13 protein-coding genes and 3 rRNA genes are annotated in these 18212 nt (G+C 66.7%); 14 read left to right on the top strand and 2 right to left on the bottom strand.

The window, feature by feature from the left end:
- Positions 1-120 precede the first annotated feature (120 nt).
- From OHA25_RS54685 to OHA25_RS54640, 10 genes are all read left to right on the top strand, one after another.
- Positions 121-1182: a MoxR family ATPase gene (locus tag OHA25_RS54685; protein ID WP_327584728.1), complete on the top strand. Its 1062-nt coding sequence runs from the start codon at positions 121-123 to the stop codon at positions 1180-1182.
- The gene (locus OHA25_RS54680; RefSeq protein ID WP_327584727.1) at positions 1179-2957 is read left to right on the top strand and encodes a vWA domain-containing protein; all 1779 of its coding nucleotides are present in this window, start codon (positions 1179-1181) and stop codon (positions 2955-2957) included. Before OHA25_RS54685 ends, OHA25_RS54680 begins: the two co-directional genes overlap by 4 nt.
- 44 nt (positions 2958-3001) lie before the next feature.
- Entirely contained in the window at positions 3002-3679 is a 678-nt protein-coding gene (locus tag OHA25_RS54675) for a response regulator transcription factor (protein WP_305918156.1), read from the top strand.
- A complete protein-coding gene (locus OHA25_RS54670; protein WP_327584726.1) occupies positions 3676-5082 on the top strand; it encodes a sensor histidine kinase in 1407 nt (468 codons plus the stop codon). The genes OHA25_RS54675 and OHA25_RS54670 overlap by 4 nt, the downstream gene beginning before the upstream one ends.
- A 24-nt stretch (positions 5083-5106) precedes the next feature.
- Positions 5107-5634: a hypothetical protein gene (locus OHA25_RS54665; RefSeq protein WP_327584725.1), complete on the top strand. Its 528-nt coding sequence runs from the start codon at positions 5107-5109 to the stop codon at positions 5632-5634.
- A complete protein-coding gene (locus tag OHA25_RS54660; protein ID WP_327584724.1) occupies positions 5631-6725 on the top strand; it encodes a peptidoglycan-binding protein in 1095 nt (364 codons plus the stop codon). The genes OHA25_RS54665 and OHA25_RS54660 overlap by 4 nt, the downstream gene beginning before the upstream one ends.
- On the top strand, positions 6725-7411 hold the full coding sequence (locus OHA25_RS54655; protein ID WP_327591187.1) for an ABC transporter ATP-binding protein: 687 nt from the start codon (positions 6725-6727) through the stop codon (positions 7409-7411). Before OHA25_RS54660 ends, OHA25_RS54655 begins: the two co-directional genes overlap by 1 nt.
- Complete coding sequence (locus OHA25_RS54650) at positions 7408-8604, top strand: ABC transporter permease (RefSeq protein WP_327584723.1); 1197 nt, start codon at positions 7408-7410, stop codon at positions 8602-8604. Before OHA25_RS54655 ends, OHA25_RS54650 begins: the two co-directional genes overlap by 4 nt.
- Positions 8605-8713: 109 nt before the next feature.
- A complete protein-coding gene (locus tag OHA25_RS54645; RefSeq protein WP_327584722.1) occupies positions 8714-9565 on the top strand; it encodes a hypothetical protein in 852 nt (283 codons plus the stop codon).
- Between the two features lie 33 nt (positions 9566-9598).
- A complete protein-coding gene (locus OHA25_RS54640) occupies positions 9599-10303 on the top strand; it encodes a helix-turn-helix transcriptional regulator (protein WP_327584721.1) in 705 nt (234 codons plus the stop codon).
- Here the strand turns inward: OHA25_RS54640 and OHA25_RS54635 are convergent.
- Complete coding sequence (locus OHA25_RS54635; protein WP_327584720.1) at positions 10286-11314, bottom strand: AI-2E family transporter; 1029 nt, start codon at positions 11312-11314, stop codon at positions 10286-10288. The two genes, OHA25_RS54640 and OHA25_RS54635, sit on opposite strands and share 18 nt — an antisense overlap.
- 444 nt (positions 11315-11758) lie before the next feature.
- On the opposite strand from OHA25_RS54635, the gene OHA25_RS54630 reads away from it, so the two are divergent.
- The 3 genes from OHA25_RS54630 (at position 11759) to rrf (ending at position 16874) form a co-directional block, all read left to right on the top strand.
- Positions 11759-13281, top strand: a 16S ribosomal RNA gene (locus OHA25_RS54630).
- 300 nt (positions 13282-13581) lie between these two features.
- Positions 13582-16683 (top strand): 23S ribosomal RNA (locus OHA25_RS54625).
- A 74-nt stretch (positions 16684-16757) separates the two neighbouring features.
- A 5S ribosomal RNA gene (gene rrf / locus OHA25_RS54620) occupies positions 16758-16874 on the top strand.
- Together the 16S, 23S and 5S rRNA genes form the textbook arrangement of a ribosomal RNA operon.
- A 90-nt stretch (positions 16875-16964) precedes the next feature.
- Here the strand turns inward: rrf and OHA25_RS54615 are convergent.
- The gene (locus OHA25_RS54615; RefSeq protein WP_327584719.1) at positions 16965-17597 is read right to left on the bottom strand and encodes a LysE family translocator; all 633 of its coding nucleotides are present in this window, start codon (positions 17595-17597) and stop codon (positions 16965-16967) included.
- 103 nt (positions 17598-17700) lie between these two features.
- Here OHA25_RS54615 and OHA25_RS54610 point away from each other — a divergent pair, with 103 nt between their 5' ends.
- Positions 17701-18159, top strand: a complete 459-nt coding sequence (locus OHA25_RS54610) for an Lrp/AsnC family transcriptional regulator (protein ID WP_327584718.1) — start codon at positions 17701-17703, stop codon at positions 18157-18159.
- Positions 18160-18212: the final 53 nt, after the last annotated feature.

Genomic DNA, 18212 nt, shown 5'->3' with positions numbered 1-18212 from the left:
ATGAACATCGGGCAAGCGCACATGCATGTCATGCCCGCCACAGTAGGCAGCGGCCCGGCACCCGGGCAACGCAATTAAATGTGATGCGCGAGCGGCGCCTGGTTCGTCACTCTGGACAGCGTGCAGGCAACGGTCACGGTCACCCCGGCGCAGCTCCCCGAGTTGCTGCTGCACGTCGCCGTGGTCCGGCCCGTGTTCCTGTGGGGCGCGCCCGGCATCGGCAAGAGCTCGCTGGTCCGCGAGTTCGCCGGCTCCCTCGGCCTGGAGTGCGTGACGCTGCTCGGCACCCAGCTCGCCCCCGAAGACCTGATCGGCGTGCCGGAGCTGGTGGGCGGGCGCAGCCGGTTCGCGCCGCCGGAGTCGATCGCCCGCGACGAGCCCTACTGCCTGTTCCTCGACGAGCTCAACGCCTCGGCGCCGGAGGTGCAGAAGGCGTTCTACTCGCTGATCCTCGACCGCAGGATCGGCACCTACGAGCTGCCCGCCGGCTCGGTCGTGATCGGCGCGGGCAACCGGGCGACCGACAACGCCCTCGCCCGCCCGATGGCCTCCGCGTTGATCAACCGGCTGGTCCACGTCCACCTGCGGGCCTCGGCCGATGACTGGCTGAAGTGGGCTGCGGCCAACGGCATCCACCCGTGGATCGTCGACTACCTCGTGCAGCGGCCCGACCACCTGTGGAGCCAGCCGCCGAAGACCGAGGAGACGTTCTCCTCGCCCCGGGCCTGGCACATGCTCTCCGACGTGCTCCTGTCCTACGGCGACGACGTGTCCGACGAGACGATCGCCATGCTCGCGTTCGGCACGCTCACCGCCACCCACGCCTCGGCGTTCCGCGCCTACATCAAGACCGTGCGGCACGCGTACGACCTGGAGGCCGTGCTCAAGGGCGAGGCGCCCTGGCCGCGCGCGCCCGAGGAGCGCGACCTGCTCTACTTCCTGGCCGAGGCGTTCCGCGCCCGCCTGATCAAGGAGCTGCCCGCGGACAAACGCGGAGCCTCCTCCCGGGGTCGCGACCTCGGCTTCCGCGCCAAGACGCTGCTGGTCGAGCTGGCCGAGATCTCCCTCGAGTGCGCCCAGCTCGTCATCGCCAACAACGCCGACGGCGCACCCGCGCTGCCCACCTGGTTCCTCGTCGAGGTCGGCAGGGACGTGCCGCGGCTGATGGCGGCCCGGTCATGAGCGGCCGCCGCAAGGCCAAGGTCGACCCGTGGCGGGCCGAGCTCATGAAGGGCTGGCGGGCCACCACGAAGCAGCCGCTGTTCCGCGTCTTCTACCCCCACTTGGAGGAGGCCGACGAGGGTGAGCTGGCGAACGACACCTGGGCGATCGTCGCCGACGACGGCGACGTGCGCTTCCACCCCAAGCGCCGCGCCCCGGCCGAGGAGTGGACCTGGGTCTTCGCCCACCTCCTGCTGCACCTCGGCTTCGGCCACGCCGACCCGCGCACCTGCGCGCCCAGGGACGTCGACGGCGACCGCCCTCATCCCGCTTACCACGCCGCCTGCTGCCTGGCCGTGGAGCGGTTCCTGCGCACGCTGAAGATCGGGAGTTGTCCCTGGCTGCTGCCCGCCGAGCTGCCGGAGAACGACGAGGTGACGCTGTCCGAGCAGTGGCGCAGGCTCGGGGTCCCGGCCCCGCTCAAGCCGCTGGGGGAGCCCGACTTCCGCATCGGCTCGGCGAAGCTGGCCGACTACATGGACTTCCAGCGGTCGTTCGCGATCGGCGTCGCCGAGGCCGCCACCAGCGCGCTCGACCAGGCCGGCGAGCCGCGCACCCCCGTCGAAGGGCACGTCAAAGGGCCGTGGGACCTCGCGCTGCGCTGGTTCACCTCCTCCTACCCGCTGCTCGGCGCGCTGGCCGCGGGCATGAAGATCGTCTCCGACGCGGAGCTGGCCAGGGGCTGGTCCATCTCGATCGCCGCGGTCAGCGCCGAGGCGGGGGAGATCTACATCAACCCGCTCGCCCAGCACACCGAGGACGAATGGCGCTTCGTGCTGGCCCACGAGATGCTGCACGCCGCGCTGCGCCACGGGGAGCGGTGCGGCCTGCGGGACCCCTACCTGTGGAACGTCGCCTGCGACTACGTGATCAACGGCTGGCTGGCCGAGATGGCTGTGGGCCAGATGCCGGAAGGGCTGCTGTTCGACCAGTCGCTCAGCGGCATGTCCGCCGAGGCGGTCTACGACCACATCGCCACTGACCTGCGTCGCCTGCGCAAGCTCGCCACCCTGCGCGGGCGCGGGCTCGGCGACGTGCTCGACCGCCCGCCCCGCCGCATCGGCGGTTACGTCGACCTCGACGATTACTACCGCAATGCGCTCTGCACCGGCCTGGCCTACCACCAGAGCAACGGGCGAGGCCTGCTGCCCGCAGGTCTCGAGGAGGAGATCCGCGCGCTCGACCAGCCGCCGCTGCCCTGGGACGCCCAACTGGCCCGCTGGTTCGACGAGCACTTCCAGCCCGAGGAGAAGCGTCGCTCCTACGCCCGCGCATCGCGCCGGCAGGCGTCGAGTCCCGGCATCCCGCGCCCCGGCTGGATCCGCCCCGAGGAGGTCGTGCGCAGGGCCACGTTCGGGGTCGTGCTGGACACCTCGGGCTCCATGGACGTGAAGCTGCTCGGCAAGGCGCTAGGCGCGATCGCGTCCTACGCCGCGGCCCGCGACGTGCCCCGCGCCCGCGTGGTCTTCTGCGACGCTGCCGCCTACGACGCCGGCTACCTGCCGGTCGAGGACATCGCGGGCAAGGTCAGAGTGCGCGGCCGCGGCGGCACCGTTCTTCAGCCGGGCGTCAGAATGCTCGAGCAGGCCGACGACTTCCCACCGGACGGGCCCATCCTGGTGATCACCGACGGCGGGTGCGACGTGCTGCGCGTCCGAAGGGAGCACGCGTTCCTGGTGCCGCAGGGCGCATCGCTGCCGTTCAGACCGCGTGGTCCCGTGTTCTTCGTGAAGTGATGCCTTTGAGCTGGCATTGAGCTGGCTCGGGTATTCCTTTAACCATGGATCGACCCGCCAGGGTGCTCGTCGTGGACGACGAGCCCAACATCCGCGCCCTGCTCTCGCAGACCCTGCGACTGGTCTCCTTCGAGGTGCGGACCGCGGAGACGGGCGCGGAGGCGGTGACGGCCGCCAGGGAGTTCAAGCCCGACATCGTGGTGCTCGACGTGATGCTGGCCGACTTCGACGGGTTCGAGGTGGCCAGACGGCTCGGCGAGCGGATCCCCGTGTTGTTCCTGACCGCCCGCGACCAGGTCGAGGACCGCGTGCAGGGGCTCACACTGGGCGCCGACGACTACGTGGCCAAGCCGTTCAGCCTGGAGGAGGTGGTGCTGCGCATCCGTGCCATCCTGCGCCGCAGCCGCACCGTACCGCGCGACGACGTCCTGCGCTACGCCGACCTGGAGCTGGACCCGCAGGCCCACGAGGTGCGCCGGGCCGGGGTGCCGGTCGAGCTGTCGCCCACCGAGTTCAACCTCCTCGAATACCTGCTGACCAACGCCGGCCGCGTGGTGAGCAAGGCACAGATCCTCGACAGCGTCTGGCGCTACGACTTCGACGGCGACTCCAGCATCGTCGAGTCGTACGTCTACTACCTGCGCAAGAAGATCGACAAGTGGGAGCCGCAGCTCATCCACACCGTACGCGGGGTCGGCTATACGCTGAGGACCCCACGATGAGACCCGCCACCTGGACCTTGCGCACCCGGCTGGTCATGGCCATCCTCGGCCTCACCACGGTCGCGCTCGTGCTCTCCAACGTCGTCGGCGTCACGCTGCTGCGCGACACCATGATCGGCCGCGTGGACGAGCAGCTGGCGCAGATCTCCAGGGCCGCCACCGTCAGGGGCCTCCCGATGCTCACCCAGAGGCAGATCACGGGGAACGACTACTTCGACACGCTCGCCAGGCGGTTCGCCGCCATCCAGCTGATGATCTACAACCCTGACGGCACGCTGCAGTTCCGGAGCTCCGCACCCGGCGAGCCCGGTCCCGTCCTCGATGAGATCAGGACCGATGTCGCCTACACCGTTCCCGGCACCTCGGGCCCGTCGTGGCGGATCCGCGCCGTCGAGGCGGCCGACGGCAGCGTCTCGGTGTTCGCCCAGTCACTGGCCGAGCTGGAGCAGAACCTCACCGCGGCCATCGCCATCGCCGTCGCGGTGAGCGCGCTCGTGCTGCTCCTGCTCGGTATGGCGGCCGCCGCCGTGGTACGCCTCGGCCTGCGCCCGCTCACCAGGATGGAGGCCACCGCCGGGCACATCGCCCGCGGCGACTTCTCCCGCCGCGCCCCCGCCCACGACCCGCACACCGAACCGGGTCGGCTGGCCCGGGCCATGAACGTGATGCTCGACCGCCTGGAGTCCGAGATCGCCGCCAGGACCGACTCCGAGGCCCGCATGCGGCGTTTCCTCGCCGACGCCTCCCACGAGCTGCGCACCCCGCTCACCTCCGTACGCGGCTTCGCCGAGCTCCACCGCAGGGGCGGCGGCGACGCCGACGAGGCGATGCGCAGGATCGAGGACGAGGCCGCGAGGATGGGCGTGCTCGTCAACGACCTGCTGACGCTGGCCCAGCTCGACGAGGAACGCCCGCTCGACCGGCACCCCGTCGACCTGCTCGAAGTGGCCGCCGACACGATCAGGGACGCCCGCGTACGGGTGCCCGAGCGGCAGGTCAGGCTCGGCGGGTTCGGCGGCCCCCTCGCGCCCGTCTCGATCGTGGGCGACGAGGCCCGCCTGCGCCAGGTGGCCGCCAACCTCATCGGCAACGCGCTCTACCACACGCCGCCCGACGCCGCGATCACCGTCAAGGTCGGCAGGTCGGACGGCATGGCCGTGCTCGAGGTCGCGGACACCGGGCCCGGCATCCCGCCCGAGCACGTGCCCCACCTGTTCGACCGCCTCTACCGGGTCGGCCAGGGCAGATCCAGGGCCGACGGCGGCGCCGGGCTGGGCCTGGCCATTGTCTCCGCCATCGTCCGCACGCACGGCGGCCGCGTCGAACTCGACACCGCGCCGGGCAAGGGCGCCGCCTTCCGCGTGCTCCTACCCGACTCCGAGGTGGCTCCCAGCTCGCATTGAAGCGCGCTCGGCACATTCGGGAGCATGAAACGGACAATCGTCGCGACGGCCCTGCTCGCCGCACTGGCCGTCGGCTGCGCCGGCCAGCAGGGCAGCACCGGAGTCGCTTCCGTATCCAGGAGCGCGTCCCCGCCCCCGGCAAGCTCAGGCGCCACGCCCACCGGCACCGCCGACCCCCAGGAGCAGGGCATGAAGTTCGCCCAGTGCATGCGCGAGCAGGGTATCCCCATGGAGGACCCCGATCCCAACGGCGGCGGCGGCCTCAGGCAGCTCGGCGAGGACGTCGACAGGGACAAGGTCCAGAAGGCCATCGAGGCCTGCCGCGACTACGCGCCGTCCAGGGACCGCACGCAGCTCAACCCCGAGCAGATCGAGCAGATGCGGCAGTTCGCCCAGTGCATGCGCGACAACGGCGTCGACATGCCCGACCCCAACCCCGACGGCACCATGGGCAGCGGCGAAGGACGCAACTTCAACCGCGACGACCCCCAGTTCCAGAAGGCGTTCGACGCGTGCCAGGACAAGTTCCCCAGAACGGGTGAGACCACGTGACCCAGATCGAGGAAAAGACTGCGCGCGCCACCCGTGCTTTGCCACCGCGCCGCCGCAGCCCGATGCGCGTCCTGGCCTGGACGGGCGGAGCCGCGCTGCTCGCCGCTGCCGTCGCGGCTGCCGCCGTGGGCTTCGGCGGCAACGTCGCCGGTACGACCACCGCCGCCCGCACGCCCCCCGCCACCGCCACGGTGAGCCGTACGACCCTCACCGAGACCACGACCGTGGACGGCAGCCTCGGCTACGGCGACGCGATCACCATCGCCGCCAAGTCCCAGGGCACGATCACCTGGCTCCCCGGCGAGGGCTCCACCATCACCCGAGGCCGCGGCGTCTACAGCGAGGACGCCGACCGCCGCCCCCTCCTGTACGGCGACATGCCCCTCTACCGCACCCTGCAGGACGGCGTCACGGGCAGTGACGTCGAGCTGCTGGAACGCAACCTCGACAAGCTCGGCTACACCGGCTTCGACGTCGACAACGAGTTCACCTGGGCCACCAGGGAGGCCGTCGAGGACTGGCAGGAGGACCTCGGCCACGACGTCACGGGCGTGGTCCAGCCCGGCGACGTCGTCGTCGCCGATGGCCCCCTGCGCGTCGCCGAGCTGAAGAAGGCTCTCGGAGACACCGCGAGCGGCCCCGTGCTCACCGCCACCGGCACCACCCGCGAGGTGCTCGTCAACCTCGACGTGGCCGACGAGCACCTGGTCAAGAAGGGCCGGCAGGCCACCGTCGAGCTGCCCGACGGCAGCACCGTGAAGGGCAAGGTCGCGAGCGTCGGCAAGGTCGCCACCGAGACCGGCAGCGGCAACGACACCGCCACCACGGTCGAGGTCACGGTGTCGGTGAGCGGGCTGAAGAAGTCGTTCGACGCCGCCCCCGTGGACGTCACGATCGTCGCGGAGCAGCGCGAGAACGTCCTGGCCGTGCCCGTCGGAGCGCTGGTCGCGCTGGCCGAGGGCGGCTACGGCGTGCAGGTCGTGGAGGGCTCGTCCACGCGCTACGTCCCGGTCGAGACCGGCATGTTCGCCGACGGCAAGGTCGAGGTCACCGGCGTGGACGAGGGCATGACCGTGGCGGTGCCCAAGTGATCGTCGAACTGCGTGATGTCAGCAAGTTGTACGGCGGCGTCGCCGCGCTCCGCGGCGTCTCGATGGACATCGAGTACGGCGAGCTCGTCGGCATCGTGGGCCCATCGGGCTCGGGCAAGTCCACCATGCTCAACATGATCGGCACCCTGGACCGCCCGACCGGCGGCACCGTCCGCATCGCGGGGCACGACGTGAGCGCGCTCACCGACAAGCAGCTGTCCGCCCTGCGCGGCAACGCCATCGGCTTCGTCTTCCAGCAGTTCCACCTCGCCTCCGGGGTGCCCGCGCTGGACAACGTGGCCGACGGCCTGCTGTACGGGGGACCGTCGCTGCGCGAGCGGCGGCTGCGCGCCTACGAGGCACTGGAACGCGTCGGTCTCGAGCACCGGATCGACCACCGCCCGCACGAGCTGTCCGGCGGCGAGCGCCAGCGCGTGGCCATCGCCCGCGCCGTCGTGGGCAACCCGGAGCTGCTGCTGGCCGACGAGCCGACCGGCAACCTGGACTCCCGCTCCGGCGCCGGTGTGATGGAGCTGCTGCGCGAGCTGCACGCGGCCGGCACCACCGTGGTCATCATCACCCACGACCGCGGCATCGCCGCCTCCCTACCCAGGCAGGTCGAAATGCTCGACGGCCGCGTCGTGCCGGAGGCGCGCAGTGAACTCGTTGAGGGAGCCAGGACATGACAGTGCTCACAACATCCCGCCTACGCCCGCGCGACGTGGTCAGAGTCGGCGGGGCCGGACTGCGGGCCAGACCGCTGCGGGTGTTCCTGTCCGCGCTGGGCATCGCCATCGGCATCGCCGCCATGCTCGGCGTCGTCGGCATCTCCGCCTCCAGCCAGGAGGACCTCAACCGGCAGCTGGAAGCGCTCGGCACGAACCTGCTCACCGTGTCGCCGGGGCAGACCCTGTTCGGTGAGGCGTCCCACCTGCCCGCCGAAGCCGAGGGCATGATCGGGCAGATCGCCCCTGTCACGTCGGTCACCGCGACCGGCACGACGCCCGCCAAGGTCTACCGCAACGACCACATCCCCGCGGCCGAGACCGGCAGCATCTCCGTCACCGCCGCCCGGCTCGACCTGCTCCAGGACACCGGCGTCACCGTGGTCAGCGGCGCCTGGCTGAACGCGGCCACCCACCGCTACCCGGCCACCGTGCTCGGCGCCAAGGCCGCCGACCGGCTCGGCGTCGTCCAGGCGGGCCCCGACCAGCGGGTCTGGCTCGGCGGCCAATGGTTCACCATCGTCGGCGTGCTCGCCCCCGCGCCGCTGGCGCCCGAGCTCGACACGGCCGCCCTCGTCGGCTGGCCGGTCGCGGAGGAACGGCTGGAGTTCGACGGATACGCGACCACGATTTACGCCAGAGCGCAGGAAGACCACGTCGTGGCGGTCAGCGACGTGCTCGGCGCCACCGCCAACCCCGAGAAGCCGAACGAGGTCGAGGTCTCCAGGCCCTCCGATGTGCTGGCCGCCAAGCAGGCCACCGACGCCACGCTCAACGCCCTCCTGCTCGGCCTCGGCGGCGTCGCACTGCTGGTCGGCGGCGTGGGCGTGGCCAACACGATGGTCATCTCGGTCCTGGAACGGCGTGCCGAGATCGGTCTGCGCCGCTCCCTGGGGGCGACCAAGGGCCAGATCAGACTCCAGTTCCTGGCCGAGTCGCTGCTGCTGTCGGCCATCGGCGGCGTCGGCGGCGTGCTGCTCGGCATCGGAGTGACAGGGGCGTACGCGGGTTTCCAGGGCTGGCCGGCGATCGTGCCCGTCTGGGCCATGGCCGGCGGCGTGCTGGCCACGCTCGTGATCGGCGGCATCGCAGGCTTCTACCCGGCCGTACGCGCCGCCAGGATGTCGCCGACCGAGGCCCTGGCCACTCCGTGACCTCCCCGGCGACCTACTCCGTCTTCCATGCGTCCGATTCTTACAAGTGAGCCGCCGGGCGGCGAGGGTAGCGTCGCGCGGAGGGACCACGAGGGAAGGGCCGCGACTCATGGACGTGCTGGACCGGGCAGAGACATATCTTCAGCTGCACGGAAGGCTGATCGACCGATTGCGCTTCGAGGCGCTGTTCCGGGATGGCTCGCGGGAGCGGGCGCTGGACGTGCTGCGCTGCCACCAGAACCCCGACGGCGGCTTCGGCCACGCGCTCGAACCCGACCTGCGGGGCGCGGGCAGCCAGCCCGAACCGGTCGAGGTCGCGTTCTGGATCCTGGACGAGCTCGCCGCCTTCGACTCGCCGATGGTGCCGGCCGCCTGCGACTACCTGGCCGGCGTCACGGCGGCCGACGGAGGCGTGCCGTTCGTCCTGCCGTCGGTCAGGGACACCTTGAGGGCGCCGTGGTGGCAGACCGATGACGATCCGCCTGGAAACCTCATCCCCACGGCGTCGATCGCCGGACTGCTGCACAAGCACGGCATCACACACCCCTGGCTCGCCACCGCCACGGACTTCTGCTGGTCGCGCATCGCGGCCGTTCAGGAGACCAGCCCGTACGAAGCCCGCGCGATCGTGACCTTCCTGAACCTGGTCCCGGAGCGGGATCGGGCGGAGGCCGAGTTCGCCCGGCTGCGCGAGGCCATCCTGGCCACGGTCGCGTTGGATCCGGACACGCCGGGGGAGGTGCACTTCCCGCTGGACTTCGCGCCGGAGCCGCTGCGGCTGCCGCTGTTCACCCAGGACGTCCTGGACGCCCATCTCGACGCCTTCATGGACCCGCGATTCGACGACGACAAGTGGGGCCTCAACTGGCTGATCTGGACACCGGTGGTCGAGCACGAATGGGGCGGATACCTCGCCGTCCAGAGACTGAAGACGCTGCGCGCGTACGGGCGGCTGCCCTGAGGTTCTGTCGGTGGGGTGGCATACGTTGGAGCCATGTACGAGGAACGGCCTCCCGGCCCGGACCTCGCCGGGCGCGTCGCCTGCGTGTGGCACCAGGTCAGCGAGTCGGACACCACCCAGCTCGTGGTGCCCGACGCCTGCGTCGACCTCATCTGGGGCCCCGAGGGCCTGTTCGTGGCCGGACCTGACACGGGCCCCATGCCCACGGCCATGGCGGCAGGCGACACCTTCATCGGCATCCGGTTCAAGCCCGGCGCGGTCGGCGACGTCTTCGGGGCCCCGGTCCACGAGCTGCGTGACCAGCGGGTCCCGTTGTCCGCTCTGCCCGGTCTGCCGATCGACGAGTCCTGCGCCTCCCGGCCCGAATGGCGTCTGGAAGCCATGCGCGCGGCCGTCGAGCGGCGCCTGTCCCGTTCGGCCGCCGCCGACCCTGCCGCGCCCGCCATCGCCAGGGCACTCATGGCCGGGCGCACGGTGACCGAAGTGGCCTGGGACCTCGGCTTCAGCGATCGCCACCTGCACCGCCGCGCCGTGGCCGCCTTCGGCTACGCGCCCAAGACCCTGCAACGCATCGTCCGCTTCCAGCACGCGCTGCGGCTCGCCCGCGCCGGCATGCCCCTCGCCGAGGTCGCCGCCACGAGCGGCTACACCGACCAGGCCCACCTGTCCCACGACGTCAAGCGGCTGAGCGGGGTGTCCATGGGACGGCTGGTCTCACCCCTACGGGTGCCTGCCTGACACGAGCGCCTGGGCCCACCTGGCGCTCGGGTCGCTGTCGATCAGCAAGGCCCGGGCGAGCAGACTCAACGGGATGGCCAGAATGGCGCCCAACGGCCCCAGCACCAGAGTCCACACCAGCAACGAGATGAACGTCATCGTCGTCGAGAGTCCCACCGCGTCACCCAGGAATTTGGGCAGAATGAACGACTGGATGACGACGTTGATGACGATATAGGCGATGACGACGAGCACCATGGTCCGCACGCCGCCGTCCAGCAGCGCGAGCATCGCGGGCGGCAGCAACGCGATGACGAACCCGATGTTCGGGATGTAGTTGGCGATCAGCGCCAGCACCCCCCAGAGCAGCGGCAACGGCACGTCGAGGAGCGACAGCGCGAGCACGTCGAGAATCGCGTTCATGAGCCCGAAGACCGTGGAGACGATGAGATAGCGCCGCGTCTTGTGGGCGAACGTGGCGAGCGCCGTCACCAATTGGGGTCTGTTCTCTTCCCCTGCGGTGAGAATTCTGGCCATCACCGGCGCGTCCAGACACATCGCCAGCAACAACACCACCACGAGAAAGCTCGCCGAGAGCACGCCGATCAAGCTCCCGAGCAGGCCCTGCGCGAGCTCGAACAACCGGCTCGGGTCGAACGCGTCCAGCGCCCGGTCGAACACATCGGTGCCGAGCCCGTAGGTGGCCGCCCACCGCTGCGCGTCGGCGAGCAACTGCTCGAACTCGCTCCCGTATGCCGGGAGCAGCGACGTCAGCTGGGTGACCGAGATCGTCAGGATGCCCACCATGGCCAGCAGCACCAGCACGACGACGGAGAACGGCACCGCGACCTGCACCCAGACGGGCAACCCTTGGGCATCGAGCCAGCCGCGCACCGGGGCGACGGCGATGACGAGGACAAGGGCCAGCACGACCGGGCCGGCGATCGAGGCGACCTCCCGGAGCCCGAACAGGGTGATGACCGCGCCGGCGATGCCCACCAGGATGATGAGTGCCCTGGGCAGAGTGTTCACGTGCGCTCCCTTGCGATTACCCGGTGTGAATGCCCGGGTGCCGGATGCCGGAACCGCCGATTTGACGGTTCCGGGAGGCGCACATACAGTTCTTCAGTCCCGAGGGGACGGCATGATCGCCGGCCTCGCTTCGGGGACAGCCTCCAGACTTCTCCACTCCGGTGGACGTTCGCGTCCACTCTCAAGGGCTGGTAAGTTAGAGGGGTTGTCCCGGAAACGGGGCGCGACTTAATTCCCGCAGTTCTCGCGAGTCCGGTCAATTTGACAGGAATTCGAGGGGATGTAAGAATTAAGACATAACGCAAGACCGAAACGAAACGCCGGAAAACGCGTCCGTTTCTTGAGAACTCAACAGTGTGTTAAAAGCCAGTGCATGTGCATCACACATGTATGACCCCGTCATTTTTGACGGTTATTGCTTGGATGATTCATCCGGACAGACATTGTTTGGAGAGTTTGATCCTGGCTCAGGACGAACGCTGGCGGCGTGCTTAACACATGCAAGTCGAGCGGAAAGGCCCTTCGGGGTACTCGAGCGGCGAACGGGTGAGTAACACGTGAGCAACCTGCCCCTGACTCTGGGATAAGCCCGGGAAACTGGGTCTAATACCGGATACGACCGCCTCCGGCATCGGGTGGTGGTGGAAAGTTTTTCGGTTGGGGATGGGCTCGCGGCCTATCAGCTTGTTGGTGGGGTAGTGGCCTACCAAGGCGACGACGGGTAGCCGGCCTGAGAGGGCGACCGGCCACACTGGGACTGAGACACGGCCCAGACTCCTACGGGAGGCAGCAGTGGGGAATATTGCGCAATGGGCGGAAGCCTGACGCAGCGACGCCGCGTGGGGGATGACGGCCTTCGGGTTGTAAACCTCTTTCAGCAGGGACGAAGTTGACGTGTACCTGCAGAAGAAGCGCCGGCTAACTACGTGCCAGCAGCCGCGGTAATACGTAGGGCGCAAGCGTTGTCCGGAATTATTGGGCGTAAAGAGCTCGTAGGTGGCTGGTCGCGTCTGCCGTGAAAGCCCGCAGCTTAACTGCGGGTCTGCGGTGGATACGGGCCGGCTAGAGGTAGGCAGGGGCAAGTGGAATTCCTGGTGTAGCGGTGAAATGCGCAGATATCAGGAGGAACACCGGTGGCGAAGGCGGCTTGCTGGGCCTTACCTGACGCTGAGGAGCGAAAGCGTGGGGAGCGAACAGGATTAGATACCCTGGTAGTCCACGCTGTAAACGTTGGGCGCTAGGTGTGGGGGTCTTCCACGATCTCCGTGCCGGAGCTAACGCATTAAGCGCCCCGCCTGGGGAGTACGGCCGCAAGGCTAAAACTCAAAGGAATTGACGGGGGCCCGCACAAGCGGCGGAGCATGTTGCTTAATTCGACGCAACGCGAAGAACCTTACCAAGGTTTGACATCACCCGGAAAGCTCCAGAGATGGGGCCCTCTTCGGACTGGGTGACAGGTGGTGCATGGCTGTCGTCAGCTCGTGTCGTGAGATGTTGGGTTAAGTCCCGCAACGAGCGCAACCCTTGCTCCATGTTGCCAGCACGCCTCTTCGGGGGTGGTGGGGACTCATGGGGGACTGCCGGGGTCAACTCGGAGGAAGGTGGGGATGACGTCAAGTCATCATGCCCCTTATGTCTTGGGCTGCAAACATGCTACAATGGCCGGTACAGAGGGTTGCGATACCGCGAGGTGGAGCGAATCCCTAAAAGCCGGTCTCAGTTCGGATTGGGGTCTGCAACTCGACCCCATGAAGTCGGAGTCGCTAGTAATCGCAGATCAGCAACGCTGCGGTGAATACGTTCCCGGGCCTTGTACACACCGCCCGTCACGTCACGAAAGTCGGCAACACCCGAAGCCCGTGGCCCAACCAGCTTGCTGGGGGGAGCGGTCGAAGGTGGGGCTGGCGATTGGGACGAAGTCGTAACAAGGTAGCCGTACCGGAAGGTGCGGCTGGATCACCTCCTTTCTAAGGAGCATCTTCACCCATCGCCACCGAACGTGTGGTGGGGTGACAGCTCACTAGTGGAGCACTGGCTACTCAGCAGGGACGCATTGTCCGTCCGTTAGTACCGTCGCTGGTGACAGCGGAGTGGGAACGGGGATCGTGGGGGTGCGTGCCGGCTGGACACACTGTTGGGTCCTGAGGGAACGGGCATTGCGCTCGGTTTCTTCGGACACAGGACCGGTGAACAGCTCGCGGTTGCGGGTTGGGATCCGGTTGCTGTTTGTTGTTTGAGATTTGCATAGTGGACGCGAGCATCTTTGTGGCCAAGTTTTTTAGGGCACACGGTGGATGCCTTGGCATCAGGAGCCGATGAAGGACGTGGGAGGCTGCGTTAAGCCTCGGGGAGTCGCCAACCAGACGTTGATCCGGGGATGTCCGAATGGGGAAACCTAGCACCAGTCATGTGGTGTTGCCTCCGCCTGAATGTATAGGGCGGTTGGTGGTAACGCGGGGAAGTGAAACATCTCAGTACCCGTAGGAAGAGAAAACAAGAGTGATTCCGTGAGTAGTGGTGAGCGAAAGCGGATGAGGCTAAACCGGGCGTGTGTGATAGCCGGCAGGCGTTGCACGTCCGGGGTCGTGGGACCCTCTGGCAGTCTCTGCCGAGTCTGCAAGAAGTGATAAACCTTCGAGGTAGTTGAAAGCTCTGGGAAGGGCTGCCGTAGACCGTGAGAGCCGGGTAGGCGAAATCTTGAAGGCTTCTTGAGGGGATCCCAAGTAGCACGGGGCCCGAGAAATCCTGTGTGAATCTGCCAGGACCACCTGGTAAGCCTAAATACTCCCTGGTGACCGATAGTGCACGAGTACCGTGAGGGAAAGGTGAAAAGTGCCCCGGTGAGGGGTCGTGAAAGAGTACCTGAAACCGTGTGCCTACAAGCCGTAGGAGCTTACATGAGGTTCGCCTTGTGTGTGATGTGACTGCGTGCCTTTTGAAGAATGAGCCTGCGAGTTATGGTGTGTGGCGAGGTTAACCCGTGTGGGGGAGCCGTAGCGAAAGCGAGTCTGAAGAGGGCGTTTGAGTCGCATGCTGTAGACCCGAAGCGGAGTGATCTACGCATGGGCAGGTTGAAGCTCAGGTAAGACTGGGTGGAGGACCGAACCCACCAGGGTTGAAAACCTGGGGGATGATCTGTGTGTAGGGGTGAAAGGCCAATCAAACTCCGTGATAGCTGGTTCTCCCCGAAATGCATTTAGGTGCAGCGTCACGTGTTTCTTGCCGGAGGTAGAGCACTGGATGGCCGATGGGCCCGACAAGGTTACTGACGTCAGCCAAACTCCGAATGCCGGTAAGTGAGAGCGTGGCAGTGAGACTGCGGGCGATAAGGTTCGTAGTCGAGAGGGAAACAGCCCAGATCACCGACTAAGGCCCCTAAGCGTGTGCTAAGTGGGAAAGGATGTGGAGTCGCAGAGACAACCAGGAGGTTGGCTTAGAAGCAGCCACCCTTGAAAGAGTGCGTAATAGCTCACTGGTCAAGTGATTCTGCGCCGACAATGTAGCGGGGCTCAAGCACACCGCCGAAGTCGTGGCACTCAGACGTAGTCTGGGTGGGTAGGGGAGCGTCGTGCAGCCGGTGAAGCAGCAGAGTGATCTAGTTGTGGAGGCTGTGCGAGTGAGAATGCAGGCATGAGTAGCGAATCGAGGGTGAGAAACCCTCGCGCCGGATGACCAAGGGTTCCTGGGGCAGGCTAATCCGCCCAGGGTAAGTCGGGACCTAAGGCGAGGCCGACAGGCGTAGTCGATGGACAACGGGTTGATATTCCCGTACCCGCTTCAATGCGCCCATATCGAACCCCTTGATACTAAGAGTCCTTAAGTCCCTAACGCTCTTCGGAGTGTGGGTGAGGCTGAACGCTCGACCTGATTGGGTAGTAGGTAAGCGATGGGGTGACGCAGGAAGGTAGTCCAGCCCAGGCGATGGTTGACCTGGGGTAAGCATGTAGCCCGTGCTGTAGGCAAATCCGCAGCACTTGTGGGTGAGATGTGATGCCGAGCCGATTGTGGTGAAGTGGATGATCCTATGCTGCCGAGAAAAGCCTCTAGTGAGTGTTGTGGCGGCCCGTACCCTAAACCGACTCAGGTGGTCAGGTAGAGAATACTAAGGCGATCGGGTGAACTGTGGTTAAGGAACTCGGCAAATTGCCCCCGTAACTTCGGGAGAAGGGGGACCTCTGCTGGTGATCGGACTAGCTCTGTGAGCTGGTGGGGGTCGCAGTGGCCAGGGGGAAGCGACTGTTTACTAAAAACACAGGTCCGTGCGAAGTCGTAAGACGATGTATACGGACTGACGCCTGCCCGGTGCCGGAACGTTAAGGGGACCGCTTAGTCAGCGCAAGTTGGCGAAGGTGAGAACTTAAGCGCCGGTAAACGGCGGTGGTAACTATAACCATCCTAAGGTAGCGAAATTCCTTGTCGGGTAAGTTCCGACCTGCACGAATGGCGTAACGACTTCCCCGCTGTCTCAACCGCAGACCCGGCGAAATTGCACTACGAGTAAAGATGCTCGTTACGCGCAGCAGGACGGAAAGACCCCGGGACCTTCACTACAGCTTGACATTGGCGTTTGGAGCGTCTTGTGTAGGATAGGTGGGAGACTGGGAAGCTCGGACGCTAGTTCGGGTGGAGTCATTGGTGAAATACCACTCTGGTCGTTTTGAACGTCTAACCCTGGTCCGTGATCCGGATCGGGGACAGTGTCTGGTGGGTAGTTTAACTGGGGCGGTTGCCTCCTAAAGAGTAACGGAGGCGCCCAAAGGTTCCCTCAGCCTGGTTGGCAATCAGGTGTCGAGTGTAAGTGCACAAGGGAGCTTGACTGTGAGACTGACGGGTCGAGCAGGAGCGAAAGCTGGGACTAGTGATCCGGCATCGGCATGTGGAAGCGGTGTCGCTCAACGGCTAAAAGGTACCCCGGGGATAACAGGCTGATCTTCCCCAAGAGTCCATATCGACGGGATGGTTTGGCACCTCGATGTCGGCTCGTCGCATCCTGGGGCTGGAGTAGGTCCCAAGGGTTGGGCTGTTCGCCCATTAAAGCGGTACGCGAGCTGGGTTTAGAACGTCGCGAGACAGTTCGGTCCCTATCCGCTGCGCGCGCAGGAGACTTGAAAGGGGCTGTCCCTAGTACGAGAGGACCGGGACGGACGAACCTCTGGTGTGCCAGTTGTACCGCCAGGTGCACGGCTGGTTGGCTACGTTCGGAAGGGATAACCGCTGAAAGCATCTAAGCGGGAAGCTCGCCTTGAGATGAGGTCTCCCACCACGAGAGTGGGTAAGGCCCCCGGTAGACGACCGGGTTGATAGGCCGGAGGTGGAAGCGCGGTAACGCGTGGAGCTGACCGGTACTAATAGGCCGAGGACTTGACCACAAAGCAGACTTTTCTAGTCGTTGCTCGCGTCCACTACGCAATTCTGAGACAGCAAACAGGCTGTTTCTCAGGGTTACGGCGGTTATGGCGGGAAGGAAACACCCGGTTACATTCCGAACCCGGAAGTTAAGCTTCCCCGCGCCGATGGTACTGCACTCGGGAGGGTGTGGGAGAGTAGGTCACCGCCGGACAATCTTTATAGAAAGGGCCCCGACACATCACGTGTCGGGGCCCTTTCTGCGTTGTGCGGGCGAGAGCGCGTTGCGGGAAGATGCTCCGGCCTAGTGGGCGCCGAGCGTGGCGGCCGCAACCACGAGCAACATCGTGCCAGACACGGCCGAGATGCGACGGGCGGCCTTCGGTGTGCCGGTCAGGGCGTGGCTCGCTCGTGCCGTGGCCACGGCGATCAGACCGTACAGAATGGCGCAGTTCACCACGTGCAGCAGCCCGAGCGCGGTCAGTTGCACGGCCAGCGGCACGCCCGTACCCGGTGAGATGAACTGCGGCATCAGCGACAGGTAGAGCAGCAGCCCCTTCGGGTTGAGCAGGGCCGTCAGCATGCTCTGCCGCAACACCGCACCGGTCGGTTGCTCCGGGGCGGGGCCGACGCCGGGCCGCCCCGCCACCTGACGCAGCGACATGAGGGTCCGGACGGCGAGGAAGATCAGGTATGCCGCGCCGGCGTAGCGCATCACGGGCAAGGCGGCGGGCACGGCGCGCAACGTGGCCGCCAGCCCGGCCGCGGCCAGCACGGTGTGCACCGCGTAGCCGCAGCAGATGCCGGCCACCGCCGTCAGTCCGGTGCGCCGGCCGTGCCCGAGAGAGCGGGCCATCACGTACAACATGTCCGGGCCCGGCGTGAAGATCAGCAGCACGTCCATGCCCAGGAAGAGCAGCAGCAATCGGGGATCCACAAGGTCCACCTCCCTGTGACCCTTGCGACGGTAGCCCAGACGGGTTGGCACCCGATGGTGGATCCATGCTGCTGAGAGGCCCGGAGTGGCAGAATATTGCGCTGTGGACCGGATTGATCGCAGGATACTTCAGGAGCTGCAGCAGGATGGGCGGCTCAGCAACACGGAGCTGGCCGACCGGGTGGGGCTCACACCCTCGCCGTGCCTGCGCCGCGTGCGCCGGCTTGAGGAGTCCGGCGTCATCCGCGGCTACCGGGCGCTGCTGAACGGGGCCGAGGTGGGGCGGGGATTCCAGGCGTTCGTGACGGTGGTCATGAGATATGAAGATCATGACACGGTGGCCGAGTTCGAGCGTCAGGTGGCCGGCATGGCGGAGGTCGTGGAGGCGCATCGGCTGTTCGGCGACCCCGACTTCCTGCTGCGCGTGGCCGTGGCCGACCTGGCCGCCTATGAGCGGTTCTACTCCGAGACGCTCTCCGGGCTGCCGGGCGTGGCGCAGGTGACCTCTCATGTAGCGATGAAGGCGATAAAGCCGGACACAGGACTGCCGGTGGCCCCGTAAGCGGGGTCGCAACGGGTGGGGCCCGCGCGTGGGACTGCCAATAACTCCGTGAG

This window comes from Nonomuraea sp. NBC_00507 (genome assembly GCF_036013525.1).
Classification (GTDB): Bacteria; Actinomycetota; Actinomycetes; order Streptosporangiales; family Streptosporangiaceae; genus Nonomuraea.
The sequence above is the reverse complement of the archived record's forward strand: the minus strand, read 5'-3'. Positions and strand labels throughout refer to the sequence as shown.

What these genes read in the sequence shown, in the direction of transcription:
- OHA25_RS54675 (WP_305918156.1), top strand. Translation starts at nt 3,002, where the DNA reads ATGGATCGACCCGCCAGGGTGCTCGTCGTGGACGACGAGCCCAACATC.
- OHA25_RS54640 (WP_327584721.1), top strand. Translation starts at nt 9,599, where the DNA reads ATGTACGAGGAACGGCCTCCCGGCCCGGACCTCGCCGGGCGCGTCGCC.
- OHA25_RS54680 (WP_327584727.1), top strand. Translation starts at nt 1,179, where the DNA reads ATGAGCGGCCGCCGCAAGGCCAAGGTCGACCCGTGGCGGGCCGAGCTC.
- OHA25_RS54665 (WP_327584725.1), top strand. Translation starts at nt 5,107, where the DNA reads ATGAAACGGACAATCGTCGCGACGGCCCTGCTCGCCGCACTGGCCGTC.
- OHA25_RS54670 (WP_327584726.1), top strand. Translation starts at nt 3,676, where the DNA reads ATGAGACCCGCCACCTGGACCTTGCGCACCCGGCTGGTCATGGCCATC.
- OHA25_RS54645 (WP_327584722.1), top strand. Translation starts at nt 8,714, where the DNA reads ATGGACGTGCTGGACCGGGCAGAGACATATCTTCAGCTGCACGGAAGG.
- OHA25_RS54650 (WP_327584723.1), top strand. Translation starts at nt 7,408, where the DNA reads ATGACAGTGCTCACAACATCCCGCCTACGCCCGCGCGACGTGGTCAGA.